This window comes from Aquimarina macrocephali (genome assembly GCF_051627225.1).
Lineage (GTDB): Bacteria > Bacteroidota > Bacteroidia > Flavobacteriales > Flavobacteriaceae > Aquimarina > Aquimarina macrocephali.
This window is the reverse complement of the sequence record NZ_CP151795.1, coordinates 3,850,155-3,874,564: the sequence shown is the minus strand read 5'-3', so window position 1 is coordinate 3,874,564 and position 24,410 is coordinate 3,850,155. Positions and strand designations below refer to the sequence as shown.

General features: G+C 32.0%; 29 protein-coding genes. 25 read left to right on the top strand and 4 right to left on the bottom strand.

The window, feature by feature from the left end; genetic code table 11:
* The first annotated feature begins 48 nt into the window (after nt 1-48).
* The 13 genes from AAFU52_RS16835 (at nt 49) to AAFU52_RS16775 (ending at nt 11,113) form a co-directional block, all read left to right on the top strand.
* The gene (locus tag AAFU52_RS16835; protein WP_438422748.1) at nt 49-1,344 is read left to right on the top strand and encodes an NAD(P)/FAD-dependent oxidoreductase; all 1,296 of its coding nucleotides are present in this window, start codon (nt 49-51) and stop codon (nt 1,342-1,344) included.
* A 312-nt stretch (nt 1,345-1,656) separates the two neighbouring features.
* Nucleotides 1,657-3,810, top strand: coding sequence for a TonB-dependent receptor (locus tag AAFU52_RS16830; RefSeq protein ID WP_438422746.1), 2,154 nt, complete (start codon nt 1,657-1,659; stop codon nt 3,808-3,810).
* A gap of 29 nt (nt 3,811-3,839) precedes the next feature.
* Nucleotides 3,840-4,262 carry a DUF2141 domain-containing protein gene (locus AAFU52_RS16825; RefSeq protein WP_438422745.1) on the top strand — a complete coding sequence of 141 codons (423 nt, stop codon included), beginning with the start codon at nt 3,840-3,842 and terminating at the stop codon, nt 4,260-4,262.
* A gap of 105 nt (nt 4,263-4,367) precedes the next feature.
* Nucleotides 4,368-4,991, top strand: coding sequence for a hypothetical protein (locus AAFU52_RS16820; RefSeq protein WP_024770244.1), 624 nt, complete (start codon nt 4,368-4,370; stop codon nt 4,989-4,991).
* A 53-nt stretch (nt 4,992-5,044) separates the two neighbouring features.
* Nucleotides 5,045-6,397 (top strand): 2TM domain-containing protein, encoded by a 1,353-nt coding sequence (locus AAFU52_RS16815; protein ID WP_438422744.1) that lies wholly within the window; start codon nt 5,045-5,047, stop codon nt 6,395-6,397.
* Nucleotides 6,390-6,743: a 2TM domain-containing protein gene (locus AAFU52_RS16810; protein WP_024770246.1), complete on the top strand. Its 354-nt coding sequence runs from the start codon at nt 6,390-6,392 to the stop codon at nt 6,741-6,743. The genes AAFU52_RS16815 and AAFU52_RS16810 overlap by 8 nt, the downstream gene beginning before the upstream one ends.
* Before the next feature lie 43 nt (nt 6,744-6,786).
* Nucleotides 6,787-7,095, top strand: a complete 309-nt coding sequence (locus AAFU52_RS16805; protein WP_024770247.1) for a 2TM domain-containing protein — start codon at nt 6,787-6,789, stop codon at nt 7,093-7,095.
* A gap of 97 nt (nt 7,096-7,192) precedes the next feature.
* Nucleotides 7,193-7,948, top strand: a complete 756-nt coding sequence (locus AAFU52_RS16800; RefSeq protein WP_438422741.1) for a LytR/AlgR family response regulator transcription factor — start codon at nt 7,193-7,195, stop codon at nt 7,946-7,948.
* Between the two features lie 305 nt (nt 7,949-8,253).
* Nucleotides 8,254-9,876, top strand: a complete 1,623-nt coding sequence (locus tag AAFU52_RS16795) for a helix-turn-helix domain-containing protein (RefSeq protein ID WP_438422740.1) — start codon at nt 8,254-8,256, stop codon at nt 9,874-9,876.
* Nucleotides 9,877-10,015: 139 nt separating this feature from the next.
* The gene (locus tag AAFU52_RS16790) at nt 10,016-10,177 is read left to right on the top strand and encodes a class I lanthipeptide (protein ID WP_438422738.1); all 162 of its coding nucleotides are present in this window, start codon (nt 10,016-10,018) and stop codon (nt 10,175-10,177) included.
* Nucleotides 10,178-10,381: 204 nt separating this feature from the next.
* On the top strand, nt 10,382-10,534 hold the full coding sequence (locus tag AAFU52_RS16785) for a hypothetical protein (protein ID WP_438422737.1): 153 nt from the start codon (nt 10,382-10,384) through the stop codon (nt 10,532-10,534).
* 65 nt (nt 10,535-10,599) lie between these two features.
* Nucleotides 10,600-10,800: a hypothetical protein gene (locus AAFU52_RS16780; RefSeq protein WP_438422736.1), complete on the top strand. Its 201-nt coding sequence runs from the start codon at nt 10,600-10,602 to the stop codon at nt 10,798-10,800.
* Nucleotides 10,801-10,930: 130 nt separating this feature from the next.
* The gene (locus tag AAFU52_RS16775) at nt 10,931-11,113 is read left to right on the top strand and encodes a hypothetical protein (protein ID WP_106793316.1); all 183 of its coding nucleotides are present in this window, start codon (nt 10,931-10,933) and stop codon (nt 11,111-11,113) included.
* A 103-nt stretch (nt 11,114-11,216) separates the two neighbouring features.
* On the opposite strand, the gene AAFU52_RS16770 is transcribed toward AAFU52_RS16775, so the two are convergent.
* Entirely contained in the window at nt 11,217-12,020 is an 804-nt protein-coding gene (locus AAFU52_RS16770) for a lysophospholipid acyltransferase family protein (protein ID WP_024770250.1), read from the bottom strand.
* A 42-nt stretch (nt 12,021-12,062) separates the two neighbouring features.
* Nucleotides 12,063-12,662, bottom strand: coding sequence for an NUDIX hydrolase (locus AAFU52_RS16765; RefSeq protein ID WP_438422734.1), 600 nt, complete (start codon nt 12,660-12,662; stop codon nt 12,063-12,065).
* A gap of 38 nt (nt 12,663-12,700) precedes the next feature.
* On the opposite strand from AAFU52_RS16765, the gene AAFU52_RS16760 reads away from it, so the two are divergent.
* The gene (locus AAFU52_RS16760) at nt 12,701-13,459 is read left to right on the top strand and encodes a peptidylprolyl isomerase (RefSeq protein ID WP_438422733.1); all 759 of its coding nucleotides are present in this window, start codon (nt 12,701-12,703) and stop codon (nt 13,457-13,459) included.
* Between the two features lie 62 nt (nt 13,460-13,521).
* Here the strand turns inward: AAFU52_RS16760 and AAFU52_RS16755 are convergent, their stop codons facing one another.
* Both AAFU52_RS16755 and AAFU52_RS16750 read right to left on the bottom strand, forming a co-directional pair.
* The gene (locus AAFU52_RS16755; protein ID WP_158237238.1) at nt 13,522-13,683 is read right to left on the bottom strand and encodes a hypothetical protein; all 162 of its coding nucleotides are present in this window, start codon (nt 13,681-13,683) and stop codon (nt 13,522-13,524) included.
* Nucleotides 13,684-13,830: 147 nt separating this feature from the next.
* On the bottom strand, nt 13,831-14,547 hold the full coding sequence (locus AAFU52_RS16750) for an RDD family protein (protein WP_438422731.1): 717 nt from the start codon (nt 14,545-14,547) through the stop codon (nt 13,831-13,833).
* A 36-nt stretch (nt 14,548-14,583) separates the two neighbouring features.
* On the opposite strand from AAFU52_RS16750, the gene AAFU52_RS16745 reads away from it, so the two are divergent.
* The 11 genes from AAFU52_RS16745 (at nt 14,584) to AAFU52_RS16695 (ending at nt 24,400) form a co-directional block, all read left to right on the top strand.
* Nucleotides 14,584-15,546, top strand: a complete 963-nt coding sequence (locus tag AAFU52_RS16745) for a stage II sporulation protein M (RefSeq protein WP_438422730.1) — start codon at nt 14,584-14,586, stop codon at nt 15,544-15,546.
* The gene (locus AAFU52_RS16740; protein ID WP_438422729.1) at nt 15,539-16,411 is read left to right on the top strand and encodes a hypothetical protein; all 873 of its coding nucleotides are present in this window, start codon (nt 15,539-15,541) and stop codon (nt 16,409-16,411) included. Before AAFU52_RS16745 ends, AAFU52_RS16740 begins: the two co-directional genes overlap by 8 nt.
* 1 nt (nt 16,412) lies before the next feature.
* The gene (locus AAFU52_RS16735; protein WP_438422727.1) at nt 16,413-17,162 is read left to right on the top strand and encodes a DUF4129 domain-containing protein; all 750 of its coding nucleotides are present in this window, start codon (nt 16,413-16,415) and stop codon (nt 17,160-17,162) included.
* Nucleotides 17,163-17,166: 4 nt separating this feature from the next.
* The gene (locus AAFU52_RS16730) at nt 17,167-18,378 is read left to right on the top strand and encodes a DUF4350 domain-containing protein (RefSeq protein ID WP_024770261.1); all 1,212 of its coding nucleotides are present in this window, start codon (nt 17,167-17,169) and stop codon (nt 18,376-18,378) included.
* Between the two features lie 29 nt (nt 18,379-18,407).
* Nucleotides 18,408-19,448, top strand: a complete 1,041-nt coding sequence (locus tag AAFU52_RS16725; RefSeq protein ID WP_438422726.1) for an AAA family ATPase — start codon at nt 18,408-18,410, stop codon at nt 19,446-19,448.
* 5 nt (nt 19,449-19,453) lie between these two features.
* A complete protein-coding gene (locus tag AAFU52_RS16720) occupies nt 19,454-20,785 on the top strand; it encodes a DUF58 domain-containing protein (protein WP_438426645.1) in 1,332 nt (443 codons plus the stop codon).
* A 291-nt stretch (nt 20,786-21,076) separates the two neighbouring features.
* Nucleotides 21,077-21,286 (top strand): hypothetical protein, encoded by a 210-nt coding sequence (locus AAFU52_RS16715; protein WP_438422725.1) that lies wholly within the window; start codon nt 21,077-21,079, stop codon nt 21,284-21,286.
* Between the two features lie 14 nt (nt 21,287-21,300).
* Complete coding sequence (locus AAFU52_RS16710) at nt 21,301-21,990, top strand: HupE/UreJ family protein (protein WP_438422724.1); 690 nt, start codon at nt 21,301-21,303, stop codon at nt 21,988-21,990.
* A gap of 9 nt (nt 21,991-21,999) precedes the next feature.
* A complete protein-coding gene (locus AAFU52_RS16705) occupies nt 22,000-22,644 on the top strand; it encodes a hypothetical protein (RefSeq protein ID WP_438422723.1) in 645 nt (214 codons plus the stop codon).
* 203 nt (nt 22,645-22,847) lie between these two features.
* Nucleotides 22,848-23,270: a DUF2141 domain-containing protein gene (locus AAFU52_RS16700; protein ID WP_438422721.1), complete on the top strand. Its 423-nt coding sequence runs from the start codon at nt 22,848-22,850 to the stop codon at nt 23,268-23,270.
* Between the two features lie 179 nt (nt 23,271-23,449).
* Nucleotides 23,450-24,400 (top strand): LysR family transcriptional regulator, encoded by a 951-nt coding sequence (locus tag AAFU52_RS16695; RefSeq protein ID WP_438422720.1) that lies wholly within the window; start codon nt 23,450-23,452, stop codon nt 24,398-24,400.
* The last annotated feature ends 10 nt before the right edge of the window (nt 24,401-24,410 follow it).

Genomic DNA, 24,410 nt, shown 5'->3' with positions numbered 1-24,410 from the left:
AGGGTATATAATTTTATCACTTTATCTTTGTAAAACAACATATATCTTATGAATATTCCACATACCAATTTACCCAGATTAGTCATAATTGGCGGGGGGTTTTCCGGGGTTGCATTAGCAAGAAAAATGGTTAAAGAAGATGTGCAACTGGTCTTATTAGACAGACATAATTACCACACTTTCCAACCACTTCTTTATCAAGTATCTACATCTTCATTAGAACCAGACTCTATTGCATATCCACTTCGTAAGATTGTTAAAAGAGGTAAAAATACTTTTTTTAGAATGGCAGAAGTAACGGCCATAGATCCAGATATTCAAAATGTACATACCAATATTGGTAGTATTTCTTATGATTATCTTGTTATTGCTACAGGTGCGCGAACCAATTTTTTTGGAAATACTACTATAGAAAAAAATGCAATGCGAATGAAAAACTTACCGCAAGCATTAAATCTTCGCAGCTTAATGCTTGAAAACCTGGAGCAGGCAGTGATTACCACAGATCCAGAAGAAAGGAAAGAACTTCTACGTTTTGTACTCGCTGGTGCTGGTCCAACAGGAGTTGAACTAGCAGGAGGAATTGCAGAATTAAAATTAAATGTACTTCCCAGAGATTATCCTGATATGAATTTTGAAGATATGGAAATTCATTTGATAGAGGGTGCACCTCGTGTTCTACCTCCTATGAGTGAACACGCATCAGAAAAAGCTACTAAATTCTTAAAAAAACTAGGAGTACATATTCATACCAATACCCAGGTACAACACTATGAAAATAATATTGTAAGTACCAATACTGACCTATCCCTTAGAACCGCAACCTTTATATGGTCTGCTGGTGTAACGGGAGCTCCCGTATCAGGAATACATGCAGATTCCCTGATCCCAAGAGCCAATCGTTATAAAGTAAACGAATTCAATCAGGTCGATGGGTATGAAAATATTTTTGCTATTGGAGATATTTCTGTAATGGAAACTAAAACATATCCCAAAGGGCATCCAATGGTTGCACAACCTGCAATACAGCAAGGAAGTCATCTTGCCAAAAACTTAAAACGCTACCTTAGAGGTAAAGATATGGTCCCTTTTAAATATTTTGACAAAGGATCTATGGCTACTATCGGTCGTAATAAAGCAGTAGTCGATATTGGAGAGTTTAAATTCGGAGGTTTCTTTGCTTGGTTTATATGGATGTTTATTCATTTATGGTTTCTGGTAGGTTTTAGAAATCGATTTGTTACTTTCTTTAACTGGGTATACAATTATATCAATTATGATAAAGCAGCAAGATTGATAGTAAGGCCGTTTAAGAATAAAGAAGATACTATAGAGCGAGTGTAGTGCTATCTTACTCCATACTTCAAAATAGAATGACAATTATATTCTTTACATCTTAATTGTAATACATAAAAGAAAAAAGAACAGTTCTAATACTGCACATCTTAAATATAGGTTGTAATATATTCAAGTAAGCATTTCTGTTCCCTGGGTTTTCCTTCTCATTTACCTGAGGAGATGTCATTCTCGTCATTTTTTTTAGAACAAAACAACATTACAATTAGTCCTTAAAATTCTACAGTTCGGTAAAATTCAATTTCAGTTTTTGTATAGATAGACCATTTTTGACCTCGCAATCAAAAAACTATTATATACATGAAACTAGCACTAACCTTTGCCTTTATCACAATTCTATTATCAACAAACGCCCAAACCGCTATTACAGGAAATGTGACCGATGCATCAGGAATTCCTATTGAAGGAGCAAATGTCTATCTCGACGGAACATATGATGGAGGATCTTCTGATAAAAATGGAGCTTTTTCTTTTTCCACTTCAGAAACAGGGCCTCAAACCTTACTAGTTTCTTTTCTTTCTTTTGAAACATATACAATATTAACAGATGTCTCTGCAATGAACAACTTAAAAATTACACTAAGAGAAGATGTAAATTCTTTAGGTAGTGTAATTCTTAATGCCGGAACATTTTCTGCCGGAGATAACAGCAAGGCCTCTGTACTCTCTCCTTTGGACATTGTTACTACAGCAGGTGCTGCAGGGGATTATATTGGCGCTTTTCAGACTTTACCAGGAACATCTACAGTTGCCGAAGACGGTAGACTTTTTGTACGCGGTGGAGATGCCAATGAAACTAATATCTATATTGATGGCCTGAGAGTTTTTCAGCCCTTTGCCGCAACCACAAATAATATCCCTACTCGTGGGAGGTTTTCGCCTTTTCTTTTTAAAGGCACTAACTTTTCTACCGGAGGCTATTCTGCCGAGTATGGAGATGCTTTATCAAGTGTTTTATTATTAAATACTATCGATGAACCCGATCAGGAAAAAACAGACTTATCTTTTATAAGTGTTGGTCTTGGCGTAGGAAATACACAAAAGTGGAAAAAGAACTCTTTAAGTATTAATGCTTTTTACCTAAACCTAAAGCCATATCAGGAAATCATATCGCAACGGGTAGATTGGAAAAAACCGTACGAATCGTTATCAGGAGAAGCGGTATACCGTCATACATTTGAAAAAGGGCTTTTAAAAGTATACGGAGGTTTAAACTACTCCGAATTTGATCTTGTTCAAGAAGATATCAATACGCCAGAAGGAGTTAATTTTGGGCTTAAAAACAGAAATTTATATCTCAACACTTCGTATAAAGGAAGCTTAGGTAACGATTGGACTATCGCAACTGGTACTAGTTTTGCGAATGATCATAATGACATTAAAATTGTAAATACCAACGTCGATAATAATGAGAACAGTTTTCATTTTAAATTGAAATTAAGAAAGAGATTTAGCAATCGTTTTAAATTAAATTTTGGTGCAGAACAATATGTAGGTACGTTTTCAGAACATGTTTCCGTTCCTAATTCTGATCCTTTTAAAAGTTCATTTGATAATAATAGTACTGCCGCTTTTACTGAAGCTAATGTGTTTTTCAGTAAAAAACTAGCAATGCAAATAGGAGTTCGCGGAGTTCATAATACCTTATTAGATTATACCAAGATCTCACCCAGAGCTTCTTTAGCTTATAAAACATCATCAAAATCTCAGATATCATTAGCATATGGTGATTTTTACCAAGCACCACAACAAGATGTTTTAAAATATAATGAAACTCTGGAACCCGAAAAATCATCGCATTATATTTTTAATTACCTATATCAAAATAATCGAAGAACTTTTAGAGCCGAAGCCTATTACAAATCTTATGAGGAACTCATAAAGTTTGATACAGATCGTCCAGAATTTACCAGTTTGTATACTAATAATGGAAGCGGTTATGCTGCTGGATTAGATATCTTCTGGCGAGATAACAAATCTATCAAGAATCTCGAATATTGGGCCAGTTACTCTTATCTCGATACTAAAAGAGATTACAGAAACTACCCTAATAAAGCGACTCCAAACTTTGCAGCAAAACACAACCTGTCTCTGGTTACTAAATACTGGATCGAAGATTGGAAATCATTAATGAGTGCCACCTATAATTTTGCATCTGGTAGGCCCTATAATAATCCCAATCAATCTGTATTTCAAAATGAAAAGACAAAAACTTATAATTCAATCAACTTTAGTTGGGCGTATCTTATCAGTCAGCAAAAAATCCTATACTTCTCGGTTTCTAATGTATTAGGGTTTGATAATGTTTTTAACTATCAATATGCAAATACACCCAATGTCGATGGTAACTTCTCCAGACGAGCTATAACGCCTAATGCAGATCGCTTTTTTATTGTTGGTTTTTTCTGGACCATAAGTGATAATAAAACCGATAATCAATTAGATAATCTATAAAACTCAGGAAAACTATAATCTATACTATTATGAAAGCTTTAAAATTTACGATCATCCTATTACTTATGTTATTTACAAAAACAAGTATTGCTCAGGAATCAGAATTTTCTCTTACCGTTATGATCACCAATATAGAATCCGACAAGGGTACAATACAGGTAGGATTATACGATAATAAAGGTAATTTCCTGAATAAAACATACCAATCTATCAGTACCAAAGCCAAAACCGGAAGTGTAGAAGTCATTTTCAAAAATGTTCCTAAAGGAGAGTATGCTATTTCATTATATCACGATACGGATAATAACCAGAAATTGAACACTTTTCTTAGCATCCCCACAGAACCATATGGGACCAGTAATAATGCAAAAGGAAAGTTTGGGCCACCAAAATGGGAAGATGCTAAGTTCTCTATTTCTGATAAAGCAATCGTACAATCTATCAAATTATAAGTGTGTTTACATTTCATCCATTAAAAAATACACTTCGGTCATAATTACTTTAAAAAGATCAGTTTCCTAATGATCTTTACACTATAAATTAAAAACTAAACCATTATGAAAACAATAGTTATTATACTTGCTTTTTTTACCATTACTGCAACCAATGCCCAATCGTCATATGAAAAAGGAATGACTAAAGCTTTTGAATTATGGGGAAATAAAAACCCAGATGAGGCTATTAATCTTTTTGAACGTATTGCTAAAGCTGAAAAAGAAAACTGGTTACCGTATTATTATGCTGCCCAAGTTCATATTATTACAACTTTTAGTATAAAAGATGCAGAAGCTATAGAATCCAGATTAAAAAAGGCTCAGGATTACCTTAATGAAGCAAAAACATATGCGAGTGACAATGCCGAAATACTAATTATGGAAGCATTACTTAACACGGCATATGTTGCATATAATCCCTCGGTATACGGGATGACATTGTCTGCCAAAGTTGAACAATTATATCAAAAAGCAAAGGTATTAGAACCTAAAAACCCCAGAGCTACTTTATACCATGCCGAATGGAAAATGGGGGGCGCAAAATTCTTCGGTAAAGACCCAAAAGTCTTTTGTCCTGAGATAGAAAAAGCTATCTTGTATTTTGAAAACGAATCACACGATATTCCATTTTACCCAAAATGGGGTAAAGATCAGGTAAAACGTGTTCAGGAAAACTGTAAAGGATAATTTTTAAAGTTAAAAATTCACCCTTGATCACATTAAAATAAAAAGAGGTATACATGAATGATTTAAAAAGAATAGCCATTATTTCCCTAGTGGTCTCTGTGATAGTCGCATTGGTAACTTTATTAGCAAATGGATTTAATTTTGAACGAATTCTTACTGTAAAATGGTGGACTATTGCCTATATGTATTGTTTTATTTTAACATACCTTAATTCTTTTTATTTTAATGTTTTAAATAATAAATTTGAATGGGAAAACAAGGGATTACAAAGGGTTCTAATTGGAGCCGGAGGTTCTATCATCATAACAATGGTAGGGTATGCAATATGCCAGTTTGTTGTTGCTGTAGTTATACTTAAAACCCAAACAAGCTCAGAATTTATTGTTGATCAGTCTTTTAAAGATTATCTGTTTCCATTATTACTAACAGTTATCATTTCTCTATTCTTTCATACGGTATACTTTTATAAAGCATTACAGGAGACAAAAGTTACCGAGCAAAAGATTATAGCAGGAACTGTTTCTGCAAAGTTTGCAGCATTAAAGAATCAATTAGATCCTCATTTTTTGTTTAACAGCCTTAATGTATTGACCTCTCTAATTGAGGAAAATCCAAAAATGGCACAAAAATTTACAACATCATTATCAAAAGTATATCGATATGTTTTAGAGCAAAAAGATAAAGAATTAGTCACTGTGGATGAAGAATTAAAATTTGCTCGAACGTACATGACCTTAATACAATTACGCTTTGAAGACAGTATTATTTTTGAGATTCCTGAGCAAGCATTAAACCCTGAAGCCAGAGTAGTACCATTATCATTACAAATTTTACTTGAGAATACTGTAAAACACAATATAGTGATGCCAGAGAACCCTCTGCATATTAAAATCTATGAAAAAGATAATTTTTTAATCGTTGAAAATAATCTTCAACCTAAAGAAGTCATAAAACAAAGCAGTGGCGTAGGCTTAGGAAATGTACAACAACGATACGCGCTATTAACGAAAAGAAAATTTTCGGTGTATAAAACGGAAGATGCATTTATTGCAGAGCTTCCAATATTAACAAAACAAATAAAATCAGCAGATATGACAATTTCAGAAAATATAGAACACACAAAAAGCATAAAATATAAAAGAGCAAAAGAACGTGTACAAAAGATCAAAGAATTTTATGGTAATCTGATTTCTTATGTAATCGTTATCCCTTGCCTGGCTGTACTAAATTACAAAACAACAGGATTTGGTATTCCCTGGGTAATATTTCCTATTGTAGGTTGGGGTATCGGACTCATCTTTCATTATTCAGAAGCTTATGGATATCACCCTGTATTAGGAAAGGATTGGGAAGAGAAAAAAATTAGAAAATATATGAACGAATCAAATGACAGCTACCATGAATGATTATAACGAAGAAAAAGCTTATGAAAAAGCAAAGAAAAGACTTGATGAAGAAAAAGGATTCTATTCTCACCTTGTAGTATATATAGTAATCAATATTGCTCTATTCTTTTTCATGTCTAAGTTGATAATATTTGTTGATGCTAATAATGATGATCCAGGGTTTAGAAATTGGAAATTCTGGAATACCATTTTAACTCCTGTAATATGGGGAGTTGTATTGCTAGGCCATGGATTATGGGTATTTAGAGAAAGATTCTTTCTGAAAAAATTCTTTAAAAAATCTATTTTTAGCAAAGATTGGGAAGAACGTAAAATCAAAGAATTTATGGACAAGGATAAGTTTTAATTTCTTTTTAAAGCAGTATCAATAAACTTAAAAACTAATTATCATGAAAGATTTCAATAAAGAAAAAAGATATGAACGAGCAAAAGAACGAGTAGAAGAATTAAAAAAATTCTATAATAATTTATTCTCTTATGTTATTGTTATTGGATTTTTAGCCGGATTAAATTATTATCAAAATGAATGGCATTATGCTTGGTTTTTATGGGCTGCATTCGGTTGGGGAATTGGTTTAGCTTTTCATGCAGTCAAAGCCTATAGAATAAATCCTATGTTTGATAAAGACTGGGAAGAACGTAAGATTAGAGAATATATGGACGAAGAACAAGGCCCGGAACAACAACGTTGGGAATAAAAATGATAAATATTAAGAGTGTGAAATCAGGAGTGATACGCACCAGACATAAATTCTTTACCTCTTTAAAACTTTAAAACTATCTAACTTTAAAAGAATGAACATTATAATTATTGAAGATGAAAAACCTGCTGCCAGACGTCTAAACAGAATGCTTGGTGAACTAAATATAAAAGTACATACCATGTTACATTCTGTGCGAGAATCTATAGAATGGTTTAGTACTAATGAACATCCGGATCTAATCTTTTTGGATATTCAATTAAGTGATGGTTTATCTTTTGAAATATTTGATGCGATCACTATAAAAAGCTCAATTATATTTACCACTGCTTATGATGAATATGCTCTAAAAGCTTTTAAGCTAAATAGTATCGATTATCTTTTAAAACCAATAGACGACGAAGAGTTAGAAGTTGCTGTACAAAAATACAAGGAACAATTACCACAAAAACAACAGCTTCAGGTAGATTTTGAAGATATTAAGAAGCTATTAATAAACCCTATGGATCGCACGTATAAAAAGCGATTCACAACAAAGGTAGGGCAACATCTCAAAATATTTTCGGTAGAAGATATCGAATGTTTTTATTCTGAAAATAAAGGAACATATCTGCATACAACAGATAATAGAAACTATCTGATCGATACAACTCTGGAGTCTCTTGAAGACGAATTAAATCCACAGCAATTTTTTAGGGCAAGCAGAAAGTTCTACATCAACATAAATGCGATACAAGATATCATATCCTATACCAATTCAAGATTACAAATAAAACTCAATCATTTTAACGAACAAGAAATTATTGTGGCAAGAGAGCGTGTAAAGGATTTTAAGATGTGGTTAGAATGATAGAAACCAAGAGAAGTATTCACTTTTCGTCTAAATAATGCCAATCATCAGAAATCTACATATTGATCCATCAATCTGTTCTGGCAAAGGCATCAGTACTATTTCTACTTCATCAGGAGAACATTTTGTTTTTAAATATTTTGTAAAACAAAAGGCAATCTGCTAAATTATTTCTTGGTTAATTAAGGAAACAACCGTAATATATTCTATACCTCTTTTCATTTTTGACCATTATGAGTATGTGATATAAATATTCTGGAAAAATAAAAGTATTACTTACTTTTGATAATACACATTCTATCATAATGACAACCCACTATATACCTTTATTAGGCAAATACCTTATTTTTCCTTTATTTATTCTTGTATTCAACTCCTTTTGTATTTCTGCTCAAGAAAATGATATTCAAGATGCTATAGTATATATTAAACAAGCTGGGTTATTTTACGACAATGAAGATTATGAAAAAAGCATGTCCTATTATGATAAAGCGGAGCAAATAGTTAAAAAAGTGCACCATGACTCTTTATTATCTATTATATATACTAGAAAAGGTCATATACATCTTAGAGATGGAAAAAACAAAGATGCACTTGACGCCTATTCAAAAGCATTAGATATTACAGAACTAACAGGGCACAAAGAAGTTGAAATTAAAGCTAATTCGGGACTCATTGTTATTCTCAAAAGAATGAACAGATTGGACAAAGCTCTAAAAACCGCACGTCATTCACTTAAATTAATCCCAAATACTAATTTTCATAGAAAAGGAGCTCACGCTAGTATTTTGATTCTTACTAGTGAGGTGTATTTAGATAGAGAACAATATGATTCTACATTATACTATATAGAAAAAGGACTAGATATAAGCAAAGAGCTGGGATATAAAGAGGCTATTTTGGATTTATATATAAAAAAAGGAATGGTATATTATTATCAAAAAAAATATGATACATCCTTAGACTTTTTATTTAAAGCAAAAGACATTCTGTCCAATCAAGAAATTAACAACAAAACCTATCCCATAATCAATACTAATTATTTCATTGCAAGTTGTTATTATCAGCAAAAATTTTATGATAAAGCAATTAACGTATTAACGAATAGTATAAACAACTTTGCAGAAAATGATTCCTTAAAACCTCCAGCGATTAGATCTCATTTGTTACTAGCTCATTGTTACAATGAAAAAAAAGAATATGAAAAAGCAAATCTGTGGAGTAACAGATATGTTAAACTAAATGAATCTTATCAAAAAGATAAGGATCAAACAGTGGATATAATTCATGAAAAAGAGACTAATAGACTTCAAAAACAAATAGTAACTCTTAAAACAAAGCAAAACAAAGATCAGCAAGCGAAAAACCTAATATTCTGGGTTCTTTTAATCACATTAATGATGCTTACCTGTATCGTTTTTATGTACATCAAAAAACAACGATCCAATAAAACTTTGTTTAATAAATTAATGGAAGAAATTAACAATTTAGAATCTATTAAACAAACCACGGCTAATAAGAAAGAATCGCCCAAAGAAATTATTATTGACGATCAGAAAATCAACGAAATTATTAAAGGCCTAGAAAAACTAGAAACTCAAGAATACTTTTTAAAGTCTGAATGTAATTTACGATCCATGGCAAAAAAGTTAAAAACCAATGCCACGTATTTATCCAAAACAATAAACATTCACAAAGAAAAAAACTTTACCGATTACATCAATGACCTTAGAATTGAATATGTTCTAAAAAGATTAAAAGATGATAAGAAATTCAGGTCATTTTCTATTCAGTCCATTGCTGCAGAAATTGGATATAAAAGTAGTTACTCGCTGGTGAAACATTTTAAAGCAAAAACAGGCATCAATCCGTCCTATTATATTAAGAGTTTGGATAAGCAATATTTAGACTCAGAAATTAGTATATAATCTATGGCTATTTTAAACAATTTAGCCATAAGTAATTATTATAAGCTCTTAAAATAAAATATATTTCTAACGAAATACATTTTTTTAGATTCTTATATACTTAAGAAAAAGGCTTATAAATAACTAAATCACCTTAAAAATGAAAAAAGACGGAACACGAAAAATCAGTCTCAAAAAGTTAACAATAGCAAGGATTTCTGTAGATTCTATGAGAAAAATAGAAGGCGGAACTAGTGTTTTAACAAGTGAGATTGCAGAAGTAAACGGAGTGGTCATCGATTATTGTTATAACGAAAAATAAATATTATTTTTCAAAATATTTATTACCCTGCCAATGTGCAGGTTTTTTTTATGGCTATTTTGTTTAAAATGGCCATACTTCATTTTTAATACTTCTAATTGCTACATACTTTAGTTTCAGAATCAAAATATCCACAGTGATTAATTTTGATAAAGGGGCAGCCGAAAACCTTATCTATAGAGTAGGTAATTAAAACTTATCATCATGTTTAATAACATTTTAGATTTAAAAGGAGCAACTCAATTAAGTAAAAACGAACAACAAACAATCAAAGCTGGTACATACTATGGAGATCAATGCCTTAGTCTTTGTAGTGGTCATTGTTCTTTTGGGCGTTGTTATGAGCAGTTAGACTAAATAATTTTCCCTAAGGTTAATCCTTAGGGGCTTTTTTGTTCTATTTCTAATTTAAAACATTAAAAATGATTCATAAAATCTTAAGAGTAAACGGAGTTACGGTACTTAAAAAACAACATCAGAAATCGATTCACGGTGGTACTTATGGATGCCAAAATGTAGCAAGAAGATGTATAGAGGATAGCGATTGCTGTTCAGGAAGTTGTGGAGTAGAAAGAGTCATCAACGGAAACGTAGTTACACTTTCTATATGTTCATTTGGCTAAATACCTGATTTCATTTTTTGAACAACTTATAATGACAAAAAAAACAAGAAGTCACCAGGTTAATAGACAGAAAACTGCAACTGTCTTAAAATGTTTGCTGCCATAATAAAAACAAATAATTTCTAACAAAATGAAAAAAATAATGCAATTAAAAGGAGCTCAAGTTTTAAATAAAAAGGAGCAAAAATCTATTAATGGAGGTAACACAGGTATGCGTTGCTATAGTCATGATGATTGTAGTGTTTTAAATTCGATACCTGGCTTTGAGCATGAAGAATTCTTTTGTTTTTGGGGAATGTGCCAAATAGCATAACAGATTTCTTTATACGTATTGAGTTAACTTTAAAAAGTCAAAAGATCGAATGATCTCTTGGCTTTTTTTGAGTGAGGTAACGTAATAAAATGTATTAAAGAGGTTAATACTCCCACTGTCTTTTCTTATTTAACTCCTCCTCGGCTTCTAATTCTTCCTTCGGAATTACTTTAAGAAAAGAAGGATGCTGTTCTATGGCATACTCTAATTTACTAACGATATCATCAATAGAATCATTTTCATAGTCAATATCCAGTGGCTCTTTTACAACCATAGATTGCAATATTCCTCGTTTTTTAATTCGAATACCTTTTTTATCAAAAGATCTTCTAAAACCATCTATTACAATAGGGATTACTATTGGTTTATATTTTCTGATAATATGAGCAGTCCCTTTACGAATAGGCTTAAAAGGTTTTGTGGTTCCCTGCGGAAATGTAATCACCCACCCATCATCTAATGCTCTTGAAATATTAGTAATATCGCTCATTTTCACCTGGCGATTTACATCTTTTCCTTTCTCTCTCCAGGTGCGCTCTACAGTAATAGCTCCTGCATATGCTAGAATTCTTGCTAACAATCCAGCTCTCATCGTCTCTTTTGCAGCAACGTAATATAGATTCATTTTTGGTTGCCACAGATACCCTACATTTTTAATAGAGTCTGTGCGACCACTTAAACTTGCATTAAAGACATGAAACATTGCTACTACATCAGCAAAATAGGTCTGATGATTAGAAACAAATAACACATTATTATCTGGAAGGTTTTTAAAAATTTCACTTCCTTCAATTTGTAATTCATTAAAACCTCTATAACGACTATGCGTTAACCCACCCATAATACGGATAAGCCATTTTTTAAAAAATAATATATGTCCAAATGGATTTCTTTTAAATAATCCCATATGTAGAAAACCGGTTGTATTAGGAATGCCAAATATACAAAATCATAACGCTATTGACGTCTTTAAAAGCATTTTAAGCTCACTTAACATCATTGCAGTTGCTCCCCAGACAACGTAACCGTTTAGTTCAAAGGAAGGTACCTCTATATTCTTTGCATAAGAAGTAGTTAATTTTTTAAAAACTACATTATCTTCATTAAGAAGTTCTGTTAGCGGAACCTCAATAACTTTTGCAACTTCTTCTTTCTGGCGAACAAAATCAGGTCTTCTTTCAGAAAACCCTAAAAACGGATGTACCCAAAAATTAGAAGGAGGTATATATACTTTTGTAAGGGACTTAAGAATAGTAACCATATTGGGCTGTACTCCTACTTCTTCATGAGTTTCACGTAATGCGGTCTCTGTATAGTTTAAATCATGAGTCTCTACTTTTCCTCCTGGCAATGCTATCTGTCCCGAATGAACTCCTTCATATTCGGGTCGTAAAATCAGTACAAGATGAGTTATAGCATCCTTTGGGTAAAAAAGCATCATCACTGCAGCATTTCGAGGGTTCCTCTCTTCAATTTTAAGATGATTTAGTGCTTTCATACGAGCTTCTGGAGCCATAATAAAATGGGAAGATTCTCCCGGTACTGACATTTTTTCTATTTTTGGGATTAAATTCTTAAATGTTTCAAATGTCATTTACCAAATTAATTTTATGCTTTTGCGTATCTATTCTCATATTCTCTAGTTGTGAAGATACACATTCTAAGAAAAATAAACAGGATGTAAAAACAAATACGGACTCAATTTCTGTAAATGATAAAAAGGAAAAAACAAATACTACTGCAACACAGGAAAAAAATAAATCGGATAGCAAAAACAAAGACTTTGAAGAAGAGCCATTTAGACTCACCAATGATAATCTAGAGGAGTTCCTGGCTAATTATGGTAAAGAAAATCCAGAGACATTGGTTAATATCAAAACCATATATGGTGATATCCATATCAAATTAAATAAAAAAACACCTATACATAGAGCAAATTTTATTTATCTGGTAAAACAGAAATATTTTGATGAAACTTTTTTCTATCGAGTAGCCAAAGGTTTTGTAATCCAGGGAGGTAATAGTGATCGTCAACAAATGGCAAACAAACGTCATGAAATTGGAGAGTATACTGTTCCGCAGGAGCCGGTAAAAGGTTTGAGACATACCAGAGGTGCTGTTGCCCTATCCAAACAATGGGTAGATAATCCATCAAATCGTTCAACTCCATTCGAATTCTTTATTGTAATTGCTAAAAACGGAGCTTTTCATCTGGATGGAGAACATACGATTTTCGGAAAAGTTGTAAAAGGAATGGATGTGGCTGATAAAATCTCTAATGTTCCAACAGATGGTAGCGAATGGCCAAAAGAAAATATTTTTATAAAAGCTGAAGTGATTAAGTAAGTAAGTAATACTAGTATAGTATAAAACAAAGAAAAAAGCGGACCTAGGTCCGCTTATAACATTTAACATGGTGCAGCAATAGTTTCACATTGACATGTATTATGTGTTCCCACAGCCCACTTTACGCGTTCTTTATATGGTCCCATAGGGTGTGCTAACCCTCCTTTTACCTGTGCAATGGTCTTCTTGTTTAATTCTAATTTTTTAAAATTCATTTTTTTCATGTTATAAAAGTTTTATGATTTATATCATCATATCAACAAGGAAAAAAATTGTTACCCTAAAAAAGAAACTATTTTTATAAAACTGAAGGGGTAAACGACAAGTAGTTCGTTTTAAGAGTTTTATTTCCTATATCAACTACTTATTAGTTATAGTTTCTGCGTATAATAATTGTAATCGGCTATTACTCGATCTACAAACTGTAATGGTTTTTCTTGTGGAGTAACATCCATTAAAGTGCTTACTTTTTTCGAAAGTTCCAGAATAATATTATGATCTGCATCTCGTCTGGCTTCTGTATAAATAGTTTTTATTTTACGAATCTCTGCATCACTAAAAACAGTAACCTGAGGGTACATAGCTACATAATCTTCTGGGATATCGACTAATATGGTCTGACTAAATTGTACACGTTGCCGCTCACTAATCACAGTAGTACCTGCCGCCATATCTCCGAGGCGTTGTCCCTTTCCATTTAACAAAATAGAAACAACCGCAACACCACCAAATGCCAAAGTAATATCTAATAAGCGAAGTAGCCATCGCACCAGGTAATTCGAAAAAGCTGGTCTTGCACCATCCATACGAGCCACTTTTATTTTCATCGTTGCTTTACCAGGAGTTTTACCATCCCAAAATGTTTCCCATACTATAAAATATAAGAATGGAGGTAAACTTAAAATTAACCAAAAAGCCCACTCGTCTCCATAATCAAGACTTAATGCCCCAATCATGAATATAGCTATGATAAAATAAGCTATGATAATCAAAAGATCAATAAGATACGCTAGAATACGCTCTCCTATCCCAGCAGCATTTTGCTGTATACTAACATTTTGAGCAGTTTCTATTTGAAAATTATCCATTAATTATGTTTCTTTGAGCCTCTTAATCTTCGATACATGCGTGAGGCGGCTTTTGTGAGGCAAAATAAAGATAAATGGTTAAAATTTGAAAGTGTTCTGGTTAATAATACTCAAATAACTCCAGATGAGCTTTCTAATTTATATATAGAGATAACTGATCACCTTAGTTATGCCCAGACATTTTATCCTAATAGCCAAACTCTTAATTACTTAAATGGTTTAGCATCTAGTGCCCATCAAAAAATCTATAAAACAAAAAAAGAGAAAAAAAACCGATTGTATTCTTTTTGGGTTAAAGAATTTCCTTTAGAATTCTATCAATATCAAAAACATTTACTAATCGCATTTCTGATTTCTGTTTTATTTACAGCTATCGGAGCGTACTCTTCTGCGACAGACGGAGCTTTTGTAAGATCAATATTAGGTGATGCATATGTAAATATGACTTTAGAAAATATTGCTAATGAAGATCCCATGGCAGTATATAAACAAATGGGAGAAACCAATATGTTTTTGGGAATTACTTTAAACAATATAAAAGTAGCTCTTAATTGCTTTATTCTAGGAGTACTATTCGGGATAGGAACCATATATATGCTCATGCAAAATTTTATAATGCTAGGTTCTTTTCAGTATTTCTTCTACGAGAAAGGATTACTTTGGGAAAGTGCTCGCACCATATGGATTCATGGTACTATTGAAATCTCTGTGATCATTATTGCAGGATGTGCAGGACTGGTTGTAGGAAATTCTATTTTATTTCCAAAAACATATACTCGACTTACTTCTTTTGTTAGAGGAATTAAAGCAGGGTTAAAAATTGTGATTAGCACGATTCCTTTTTTTATAGTAGCAGGTTTTTTAGAAGGTTTTGTGACCAGACATACAGAAATGCCGGATTGGCTAGCCATTGTAATCATATGTGGATCGCTAGCTCTAATCTTATTTTATTACGTAATTTACCCCAGACAACTTTATAACAGACAAAAAAATGGATAATAATTACATAGAGTTTAAGAAAAAAAGAGAGTTAGGAGATATCCTAACAGATACTTTTGCTTTTATAAGACAAAATGGTAAATCATTGATATCTGTTTTATTAAAAACATCAGGTATAGCTTTCGTATTACTTTTACTTGCTTCTGGGTATTATACTTATTCTTCTGCTAATCTTTTTGATCCGGTGAGTATCGGAAGAGGTGAGATGTTTAATTCGGGGATGATTATTATTGCTCTTTTTGCAATGTTGGCAACGTTATTAGTATTTTATGCGCTTCTTTTCGGAACCGTTTTACATTATATTAAAAACTATATAGATAACAAAGGTAGTGTTAACCAGGAAGCTGTTGTACAGGGAGTAAAAAAAGATTTCGGAAATATTATCGGATTAGGAATACTTTCGGGATTGATTACTTTTTTTGGCTTCATGCTTTGTGCAATTCCTGGTATCTATTTATACGTCCCTATGAGTTTGGTTTTTTCAATTCTGGTATTTCGTAACACCAGCATTTCTGATGCTATAAATGATAGTTTCTTACTTGTGAAAAATGAATGGTGGATTACCTTTGCTACACTTTTTGTTATCGCAATAATTATAGGGATTATAAGTATGGTATTTTCTATTCCGGCAGTAGTCTATACATTTACAAAAACGTTTACTGCAGCTTCAGAAGGATCTTTGGCCGATCCATCTACTATGGTTGATTGGGTTTTTATAGTTTTAAATACGCTATCATCGGCAGTTCAATACATATTATATATTATTACCGCAATTTCTACTGCATTTATATATTATAATTTGAATGAAAGAAAACACGCTACAGGCGCTTTAGAACAAATTGACTCTTTAGGTAAATCAGAATAAATTGAAAATTCTTTACTACGTCTTATTTTTTGTACCACTCTTCTTATCAGCAAGGGTTCAGGATAGTACTGCTATATCTGCCCCCCGGGAGTTAGTTTATGATCTCGATTCTCAGCAAAAAGCACCTCAGTTTGATGATCAAAAAATAGAAGAATTTAGAGCCCAAGACGATTTTGATTATACCGAATATCAGGAACCTGATAACTGGTGGGCACAATTTAAAAATTGGGTAACCCAACTCTGGCATCAATTTATCTCTTGGATATTCGGTACAGAAGAAGTAACCGGATTCTGGGCTGTAGTTTTTAGGTTATTACCCTATCTCTTAGTTATAGGTGTATTATTTCTATTAGGTTGGTTATTTATGAGGGTAAATCCTGCAGATATGCTTCTTGAAAAGCAACTTGCTCCACAGGTAGAGCTTACAGAAGACGAAGATATTATTCAAAATCAGGATATCCAACAGCTCATTAATCAGGCCTTAGAGCATAAAAATTATAGATTAGCAATTCGGTATTATTACTTGTTTGTATTAAAAAAATTATCTGATGTAGAACTCATTCAATGGGAAGCTCAAAAAACAAATACCGATTATATAAAAGAATTAACAGATGATTCGGTACAACATCAATTTAAATCCATCACCAAGTTATATGATTTTATCTGGTACGGAAGCTTTGAGGTTAATGAAAAGTTATACCTGAAAGCTGAAAAAGAGTTTACTTCTATAACCCATCTTATCCAACGTTAATGTGATGACTAAAAGTTCTAAAATATTAATCATCATTATTATAGGAGCCATTGGTTTACTCACCTACATAGAAGCTAGTGAGCCCGAACCTGTAAACTGGTATCCGAGTTATGCCAAAACAGATAAAATTCCCTTGGGTTCTTTCGTATCCTACAATTTAATAAAAGAGTCTTTTGATACTCAAGGGTTACAGGATATAAACCAACCGCCTTATGAATTTCTCAAGGATAATGATAGTGTATCAGGAACATATTTTTTTATTAATGGATCAATAAGTTTTGATAAAAATGAGCTACATACAATATTAAAATGGGTCGAAAGAGGGAATACTTTATTTGTTTCCGCAAAAACTATAGAAAATCGATTATTAGACACTCTTAATATTGAGACAGATAATCTTATATCTATTGACAAAATATCTACCAAACCACTTGTTGAGTTGGTTAATAAAGAACTTAAAGCACAGTCTCCTTTTTTATATAATCAAGATATTTATAATCCATATTTTAGTGAATTAGATACTATAAATGCTACTATTTTAGGAGTTTCACAATTATATAACGATACATTAAAAATCAAAGATCCAAAAGTAAACTATATACAACAATCTTTTGGTAATGGAAAAATCCTATTACACACCTTTCCCGAAGCTTTTGGAAATTATTTTATGCTAAAAGACACGAATTATCAATATACTCAAAACCTTTTGGCATATATAAATCCCAATCAAAAAATACTATGGGATAATTATTATAAATCGGGAAAGACATTTTATACCTCTCCCCTTTTCTTACTTTTAAATAATCGCTATCTCAAATGGGCGTACTACTTTGTTCTTATTGGAGTAGTGCTTTTTGTAATTTTTGAAGGAAAACGAAAACAACGTAGTATTCCGATTATAGAGCCTTTAAAAAATCAGACTTTATCTTTTACAAAGACCATTAGCGGAATGTATTTTGAAAAAGGAAAACATAAAGAAATAGCAACTAAGCAAAACCTGTTATTTTTGGATTATGTTCGTAACGTGCTTAGAATTCCTACAAATGAACTAAATGAAAAAACAATAGTCGATATTGCAGCCAGAAGCAATAATAGTATAGAGGATACCAAAATAATATTTAAATATTTTGATGAACTCAATAAAAAAGTAAAAGTTGAAAAAGAAGATTTATTAAAACTTTATCAATTAATCAACATATTCAAAACTCGATCTTAAAAACGATATATCATTTAAACGAAGTATAAATGGAAAACGAAGAAATTAAAAACAATATAAATCCAGAGCAATCCTCCGAAACAGAATCTCAAGAGGAAAATCTGAGTTTTCAGAACAGGATTGATCTTAGTGAATTACAACAATCTGTAGAAAAACTAAAGGCAGAATTGGCAAAAGTAATCGTGGGACAGCAGGATTTTATCGAGCTATTAATTGTTTCCTTGTTATCTAACGGTCATGTTTTAATCGAAGGAGTACCTGGGATCGCAAAAACGGTAACTGCCAAATTATTTGCAAAAACGTTAAAGACTGATTTTAACCGAATCCAATTTACTCCTGATCTTATGCCTAGTGATGTATTAGGGACTTCTGTACTTAATATGAAAACCAGTGATTTTGAATTTAAAAAAGGTCCTATTTTTTCTAATATGGTTCTCATCGATGAGATTAACCGTGCTCCAGCCAAAACTCAAGCAGCCCTGTTTGAAGTGATGGAAGAAAAGCAAGTAACTATAGATGGCATTCGATATCCTATGGATCCTCCTTTTATGGTATTGGCAACTCAAAATCCTGTAGAACAAGAAGGGACTTATGCTTTACCAGAAGCACAACTGGATCGGTTTTTATTTAAAATCAAGGTAGATTACCCTACTTTTGAAGACGAGGTAAATATCCTAAAGACCCATCATGTTAGAAAAACAGCAAAGCCTTTAGAAATGGTTGATCCTGTAATTACTCCAAAACAATTACTAGAATTTAAAGCAAAAACACAAGATGTAATCATTGAAGAGAAAATTCTGGGATATATTGCAGAGATTGTAACCAAAACCAGAACACATCCTCACTTATATTTAGGAGGTTCTCCGCGTGCATCAATTGCTGTTATGAATGCTTCAAAAGCTTTTGCTGCAATTAACGGGAGAGATTTTGTAACACCAGAGGATATAAAAAAATCGCTTTTCCCTGTATTACGCCATCGTTTAATCTTATCACCAGAACGTGAAATGGAAGGAATGACAACAGAAAATGTTATTGAAATGATATTGCAATCTGTAGAAATACCCCGCTAGTTTTGATCCAATTTTTAAAATCACTATATCTAAGTTCCAGAGTATTTTATATACTCACTCTAATATCAGTATTGTTTTTATTATCATACTGGTTTACTCCAATCTACCCTATTGTCTGGTTATTGGTATGGGGATTAATGATTGTTTTTCTGTTTGATATTGTGGCTTTATATAATACTCAAAATGGAGTTCATGCCAATAGAATTTTACCAGATAAATTTTCGAATAGTGATTTTAATGCGGTTCCGGTAAGAATAAGAAGTAATTACAAGTTCACTACTAATGTAGAGATTATTGATGAGATCCCAGTGCAATTTCAAAAACGTGATTTTCTCAAAAAAGGAAGTATTTCTCCTAAGTCTATTTTAGATTTTGAATACTCATTACGCCCTGTAAAACGAGGAGAGTATGTCTTTGGAAACTTATATGTGTACGCCATGACCAGGATAGGCCTTGCAAAACGTCGTTATAGTTTTGATAAAGCTGCAATGGTAAAAGTATATCCTTCTTTTATCCAAATGAAAAAGTATGATTTTTTGGCTATTGATAATAAGTTAACTCAAATAGGACTTAAAAAAATACGACGTATAGGGCATACTATGGAGTTTGAGCAAATCAAAGAATATGTTACCGGTGATGATGTTCGCACCATTAACTGGAAAGCTTCTGCAAAACATGGCAATTTGATGATCAATCAATTTCAGGATGAAAAATCTCAACCTATATATTCTATAATCGATGCGAGTCGTGTTATGAAAATGCCTTTTAAAGGATTGAGTCTTCTGGATTATGCTGTTAACAGTACGCTGGCTTTTTCTAATATTGCCTTAAAAAAACATGATAAAATAGGGATGTTATCTTTTTCTAATACAGTAAATGATTTTTTGCCGTCTAGCGGAAAGAAAACATATATTAACAATATTTCTGAAACACTTTATAATGTCAAAACCCAGTTTCTTGATTCTGATTATGGGTTGTTATATACTCATGTTAAACGACAAATAAACCATAGAAGTTTACTCTTGTTATATACTAATTTTGAACACATATCATCTTTAAAAAGACAACTTCCATATTTACAGGCATTAGCAAAAAAACATTTGCTGGTAGTCATCTTCTTTCAGAATACAGAACTTGATCATCTTATCCAACAAAATGCAGAGGACTTACAAACCATTTATGATCAAACTATTGCACAACAATTTGCTTATGATAAAAAAGTAATGGTAAAAGAGTTACAAAAACATGGAATACAAACTGTCTTAACTACTCCAGAAAACCTTACTGTTAATACTATTAATAAATATCTGGAGATCAAAGCGCGAGGGCTTTTGTGAGTAAAACTTGTTTACAACTCTTGTTTCCATAAAATCACTATTTTTTATTTTTAAACGAATTCGTATTACTAAGTACTATACATTCTTTGTTACAATCTTGGGAAAAAACTATATTTACCGTGTAAACAACACTATTTCACTTATTAAATCATACATAATAAAAATGATGATTTTTTGTTTTAGAGATTAAGAAGAAGATACATTTTGATCAAAAAATTAAGTGAATTAAATAGTATGACTTCAAAAATTTAAAAGAAACTATTAGAATTAACTCATCTAAAAAACACAAACATGACAATTAAAAAATCAATGATTATAGCTGTATTAGCTTTAGGGGTTTTGGGAGCTTGCACAGAGAAAAAAGAAAAAAAAGAAGAAAACTCGGATCCTGCTAAAGTAGAAGCTACTCAAGAATCAACACCAGAAGTTAAGGTTGATGAAGCTGAGAAAGCAAGATTAGATAGTATCCAACAAGTAAAAGAACACGGACACGCACATTAATCTATATTGCAAAAATGTTAAAAAATACCAAAACATTCTTTATATTTCTAATCCTTGTACTGGTTTCAATAACCGTAAACGCGGCACATGGTGTCGATGATGAGACGCAGTCTTTCTTATTAGGAAATAAAGGAATTGCTTTTGGTCCGTTTCTATACATCGGCGCAAAACATATGATAACAGGATATGACCACTTACTTTTTCTGGTAGGGGTCATTTTCTTTTTATACAGAACAAAAGAAATAGTATTATATGTAAGTTTTTTTACAATCGGTCATAGTTTTACCTTATTACTTGGTGTAATGGCAGATATTAATGTAAACGCATTTTTAATAGACGCCATTATCGCATTATCGATTGTGTATAAAGGATTTGATAACCTAGGAGGATTTAAGCAATTTTTTAAGAAACAACCTAATACCAAAATAGCAGTATTAATTTTTGGATTGTTTCATGGTTTTGGATTAGCGACCAAATTACAAGAATTTAATTTTGATAAAGAAGGGCTTTTTGTAAATCTAATCGGTTTTAATATAGGCGTAGAAATAGGTCAGTTTTTAGCCTTAGGACTAGTTCTTATACTTTTAGGAGTTTGGAGAAGGTATAACAGTTACGTTAAATTCTCTAACCTTACCAATATAATTCTTATGGCTGCAGGCTTTTTGTTATTTGGATTTCAAATGACAGGATATTTCATGACATAGCTCTAAATTATGACAACAAGTAATACCCACGTAATGAATAAAAAACAACTTATAAAATCGATTTTTATAGCCTTATTTATTGGTTTTGTAGTGCTTATAACTGCAGTTTTACCTGCAGAATACAATATAGACCCACTAGGCACAGGAAAGCTTTTTGGTTTTAGTAGATTGTATGTAGATGATACTCAAGAAATAAAACCAATCGATACACAACCAGTTTCTCAATTAAATTTCAAGAAACTGAAATTAGAAAAATTAGGTTCTCCGGCAAGTGTACCTAAACCCATAGAAGCAAACAGTCCACCACCATCAGAACAATTTACAGAGCAAAATAATACTATTAATGTTACTGTCCCTGCAGGAAAAGGTATAGAATATAAGTTTAAAGCATTAAAATATGGAAGTATAAAGTATGAGTGGAGTACTGCTAATGATGCCATTGTTTATATTGATTTTCATGGAGAAGTTCTACAAGAAAACCCTCCCGAAAATGTATTTTACGAGAGTTATACTTTGGCATATTCTAACAATATGGCAGGAACATTTACGGCTCCTTTTGAAGGTAAACATGGTTGGTATTTTAGAAATAACAACAAAGAAGATATTGTCGTAACGATAAGACTAAAAGGACAATACAAACTATTTGATAAGTAAAAGAACCTATTCGAAAATTTCAAATTTCAGATTATCATCTTCAGGCCAAATGGTATATAATTTCTGATTTCCTATCCTAAAATTATTTCAAAAATACATTTCATCCTACAAAAATGACAACTGGGAAGTTTCTTATTGTCCTCAAATAAAGATTTATAGACTTTTGCCTCATCAAAAAACTTATAACTATAAAACTTTATCTTATGAAAACTCTAGCTTTATTAGCCGCACTTTTAGTTTCTAACTTTCTTCTTCAAGCTCAAGATAATACAGAAGGAGTAACTATCACTGTAACCGTTCCTAATATAACAAGTTCTGAAGGAGAAGTGCTTTTTGGGCTTTATGATGAAAATACTTTTATGAAAGCTGCTCCAATCAAAGCTGAAAAAAGTACAATTGTAGATGGTATAGCAAAAATTACTTTTTCTAATGTTCCAGAAGGAGTATTTGCTATTTCTTGTTTTCATGACATAAATGGAAATAATCGAATGGATTTTGAACCTAGCGGAATGCCAAAAGAAGATTATGGTACGTCTAACAATAATATGAGTTATGGCCCACCACTATGGAATGATGCTAAATTCGAGGTAAATTCAGAAAACCTGGAACTAGAAATTAGAATGTAATTATAACTCTATATTCATCAATCAATCAAAACCTGAACAAGTACATCTAAAAGGGAATTGCACTTCATCCATGCAGTTCCTTTTTTTGTTTTAAACATAATAGATAAAATAAATTTTTAATAATTATTTAATAAATAATATCAATAGCTTTTATATTTTTGTTCCCCAAAACGCAAACCATGACCATAACACAATTAAGATATGTTTTAGCAGTAGCCGAACACAAAAATTTTACGAAGGCTGCAGAAAAAACTTTTGTGACTCAACCTACGCTAAGTATGCAAATTCAAAAGCTTGAAGAAGAGTTGGATATCCTCATCTTTGATCGTAGTAAAAAACCTATAGAGCTCACAGAAGTTGGTAACAAACTTGTTCAACAGGCAAAAAATATTGTAAATGAAAGTGAACGAATTCAAGATATTGTAGATCAACAAAAAGGTTTTATTGGTGGTGAATTTAAATTAGGTGTAATTCCTACGATAATGCCTACTCTTTTACCTATGTTTTTAAACAATTTTATAAAAAAATATCCAAAGGTAAAATTAAAAATAGAGGAGTTAAACACAGAAGCTATAATTGAACGTCTTCTCGATGGTCATCTGGATGCTGCTATTGCAGCAACTCCTTTAGAAAACGAAAACATAAAAGAGCGTGTTCTATACTATGAACCATTTGTAGGTTATATCCCTTCTACTCATAGATTAAATCAGAAGAAAAAAATTGATATTGCTGATCTTGATATTGATGATATGCTTCTTCTGGAGGATGGTCATTGTTTTAGAGATGGGATTATTAATCTGTGTAAGACCAAGAAAAGTTATGAGGAGGATCATTTTCAGTTAGAAAGTGGAAGTTTTGAGACACTTGTAAAGCTGGCAAATGAAGGCTTGGGAATGACACTTCTACCCTATTTACATACTTTAGATATAAAGAATGATGAAAAAAGTAATCTTCACTACTTTAATGAGCCTTCTCCTGCGAGAGAAGTGAGCTTAATTTTTAATAAAAGTGAACTAAAAATGCAAATTATTGATGCTTTGCATTCTACTATTGCTGGAGTTGTAAAAGGAGCTATTACTTTTCAAAATGTAAAAATCATTAGCCCTATGGCAAAAATAAAAAGCGACTAGAAAGTCGCTT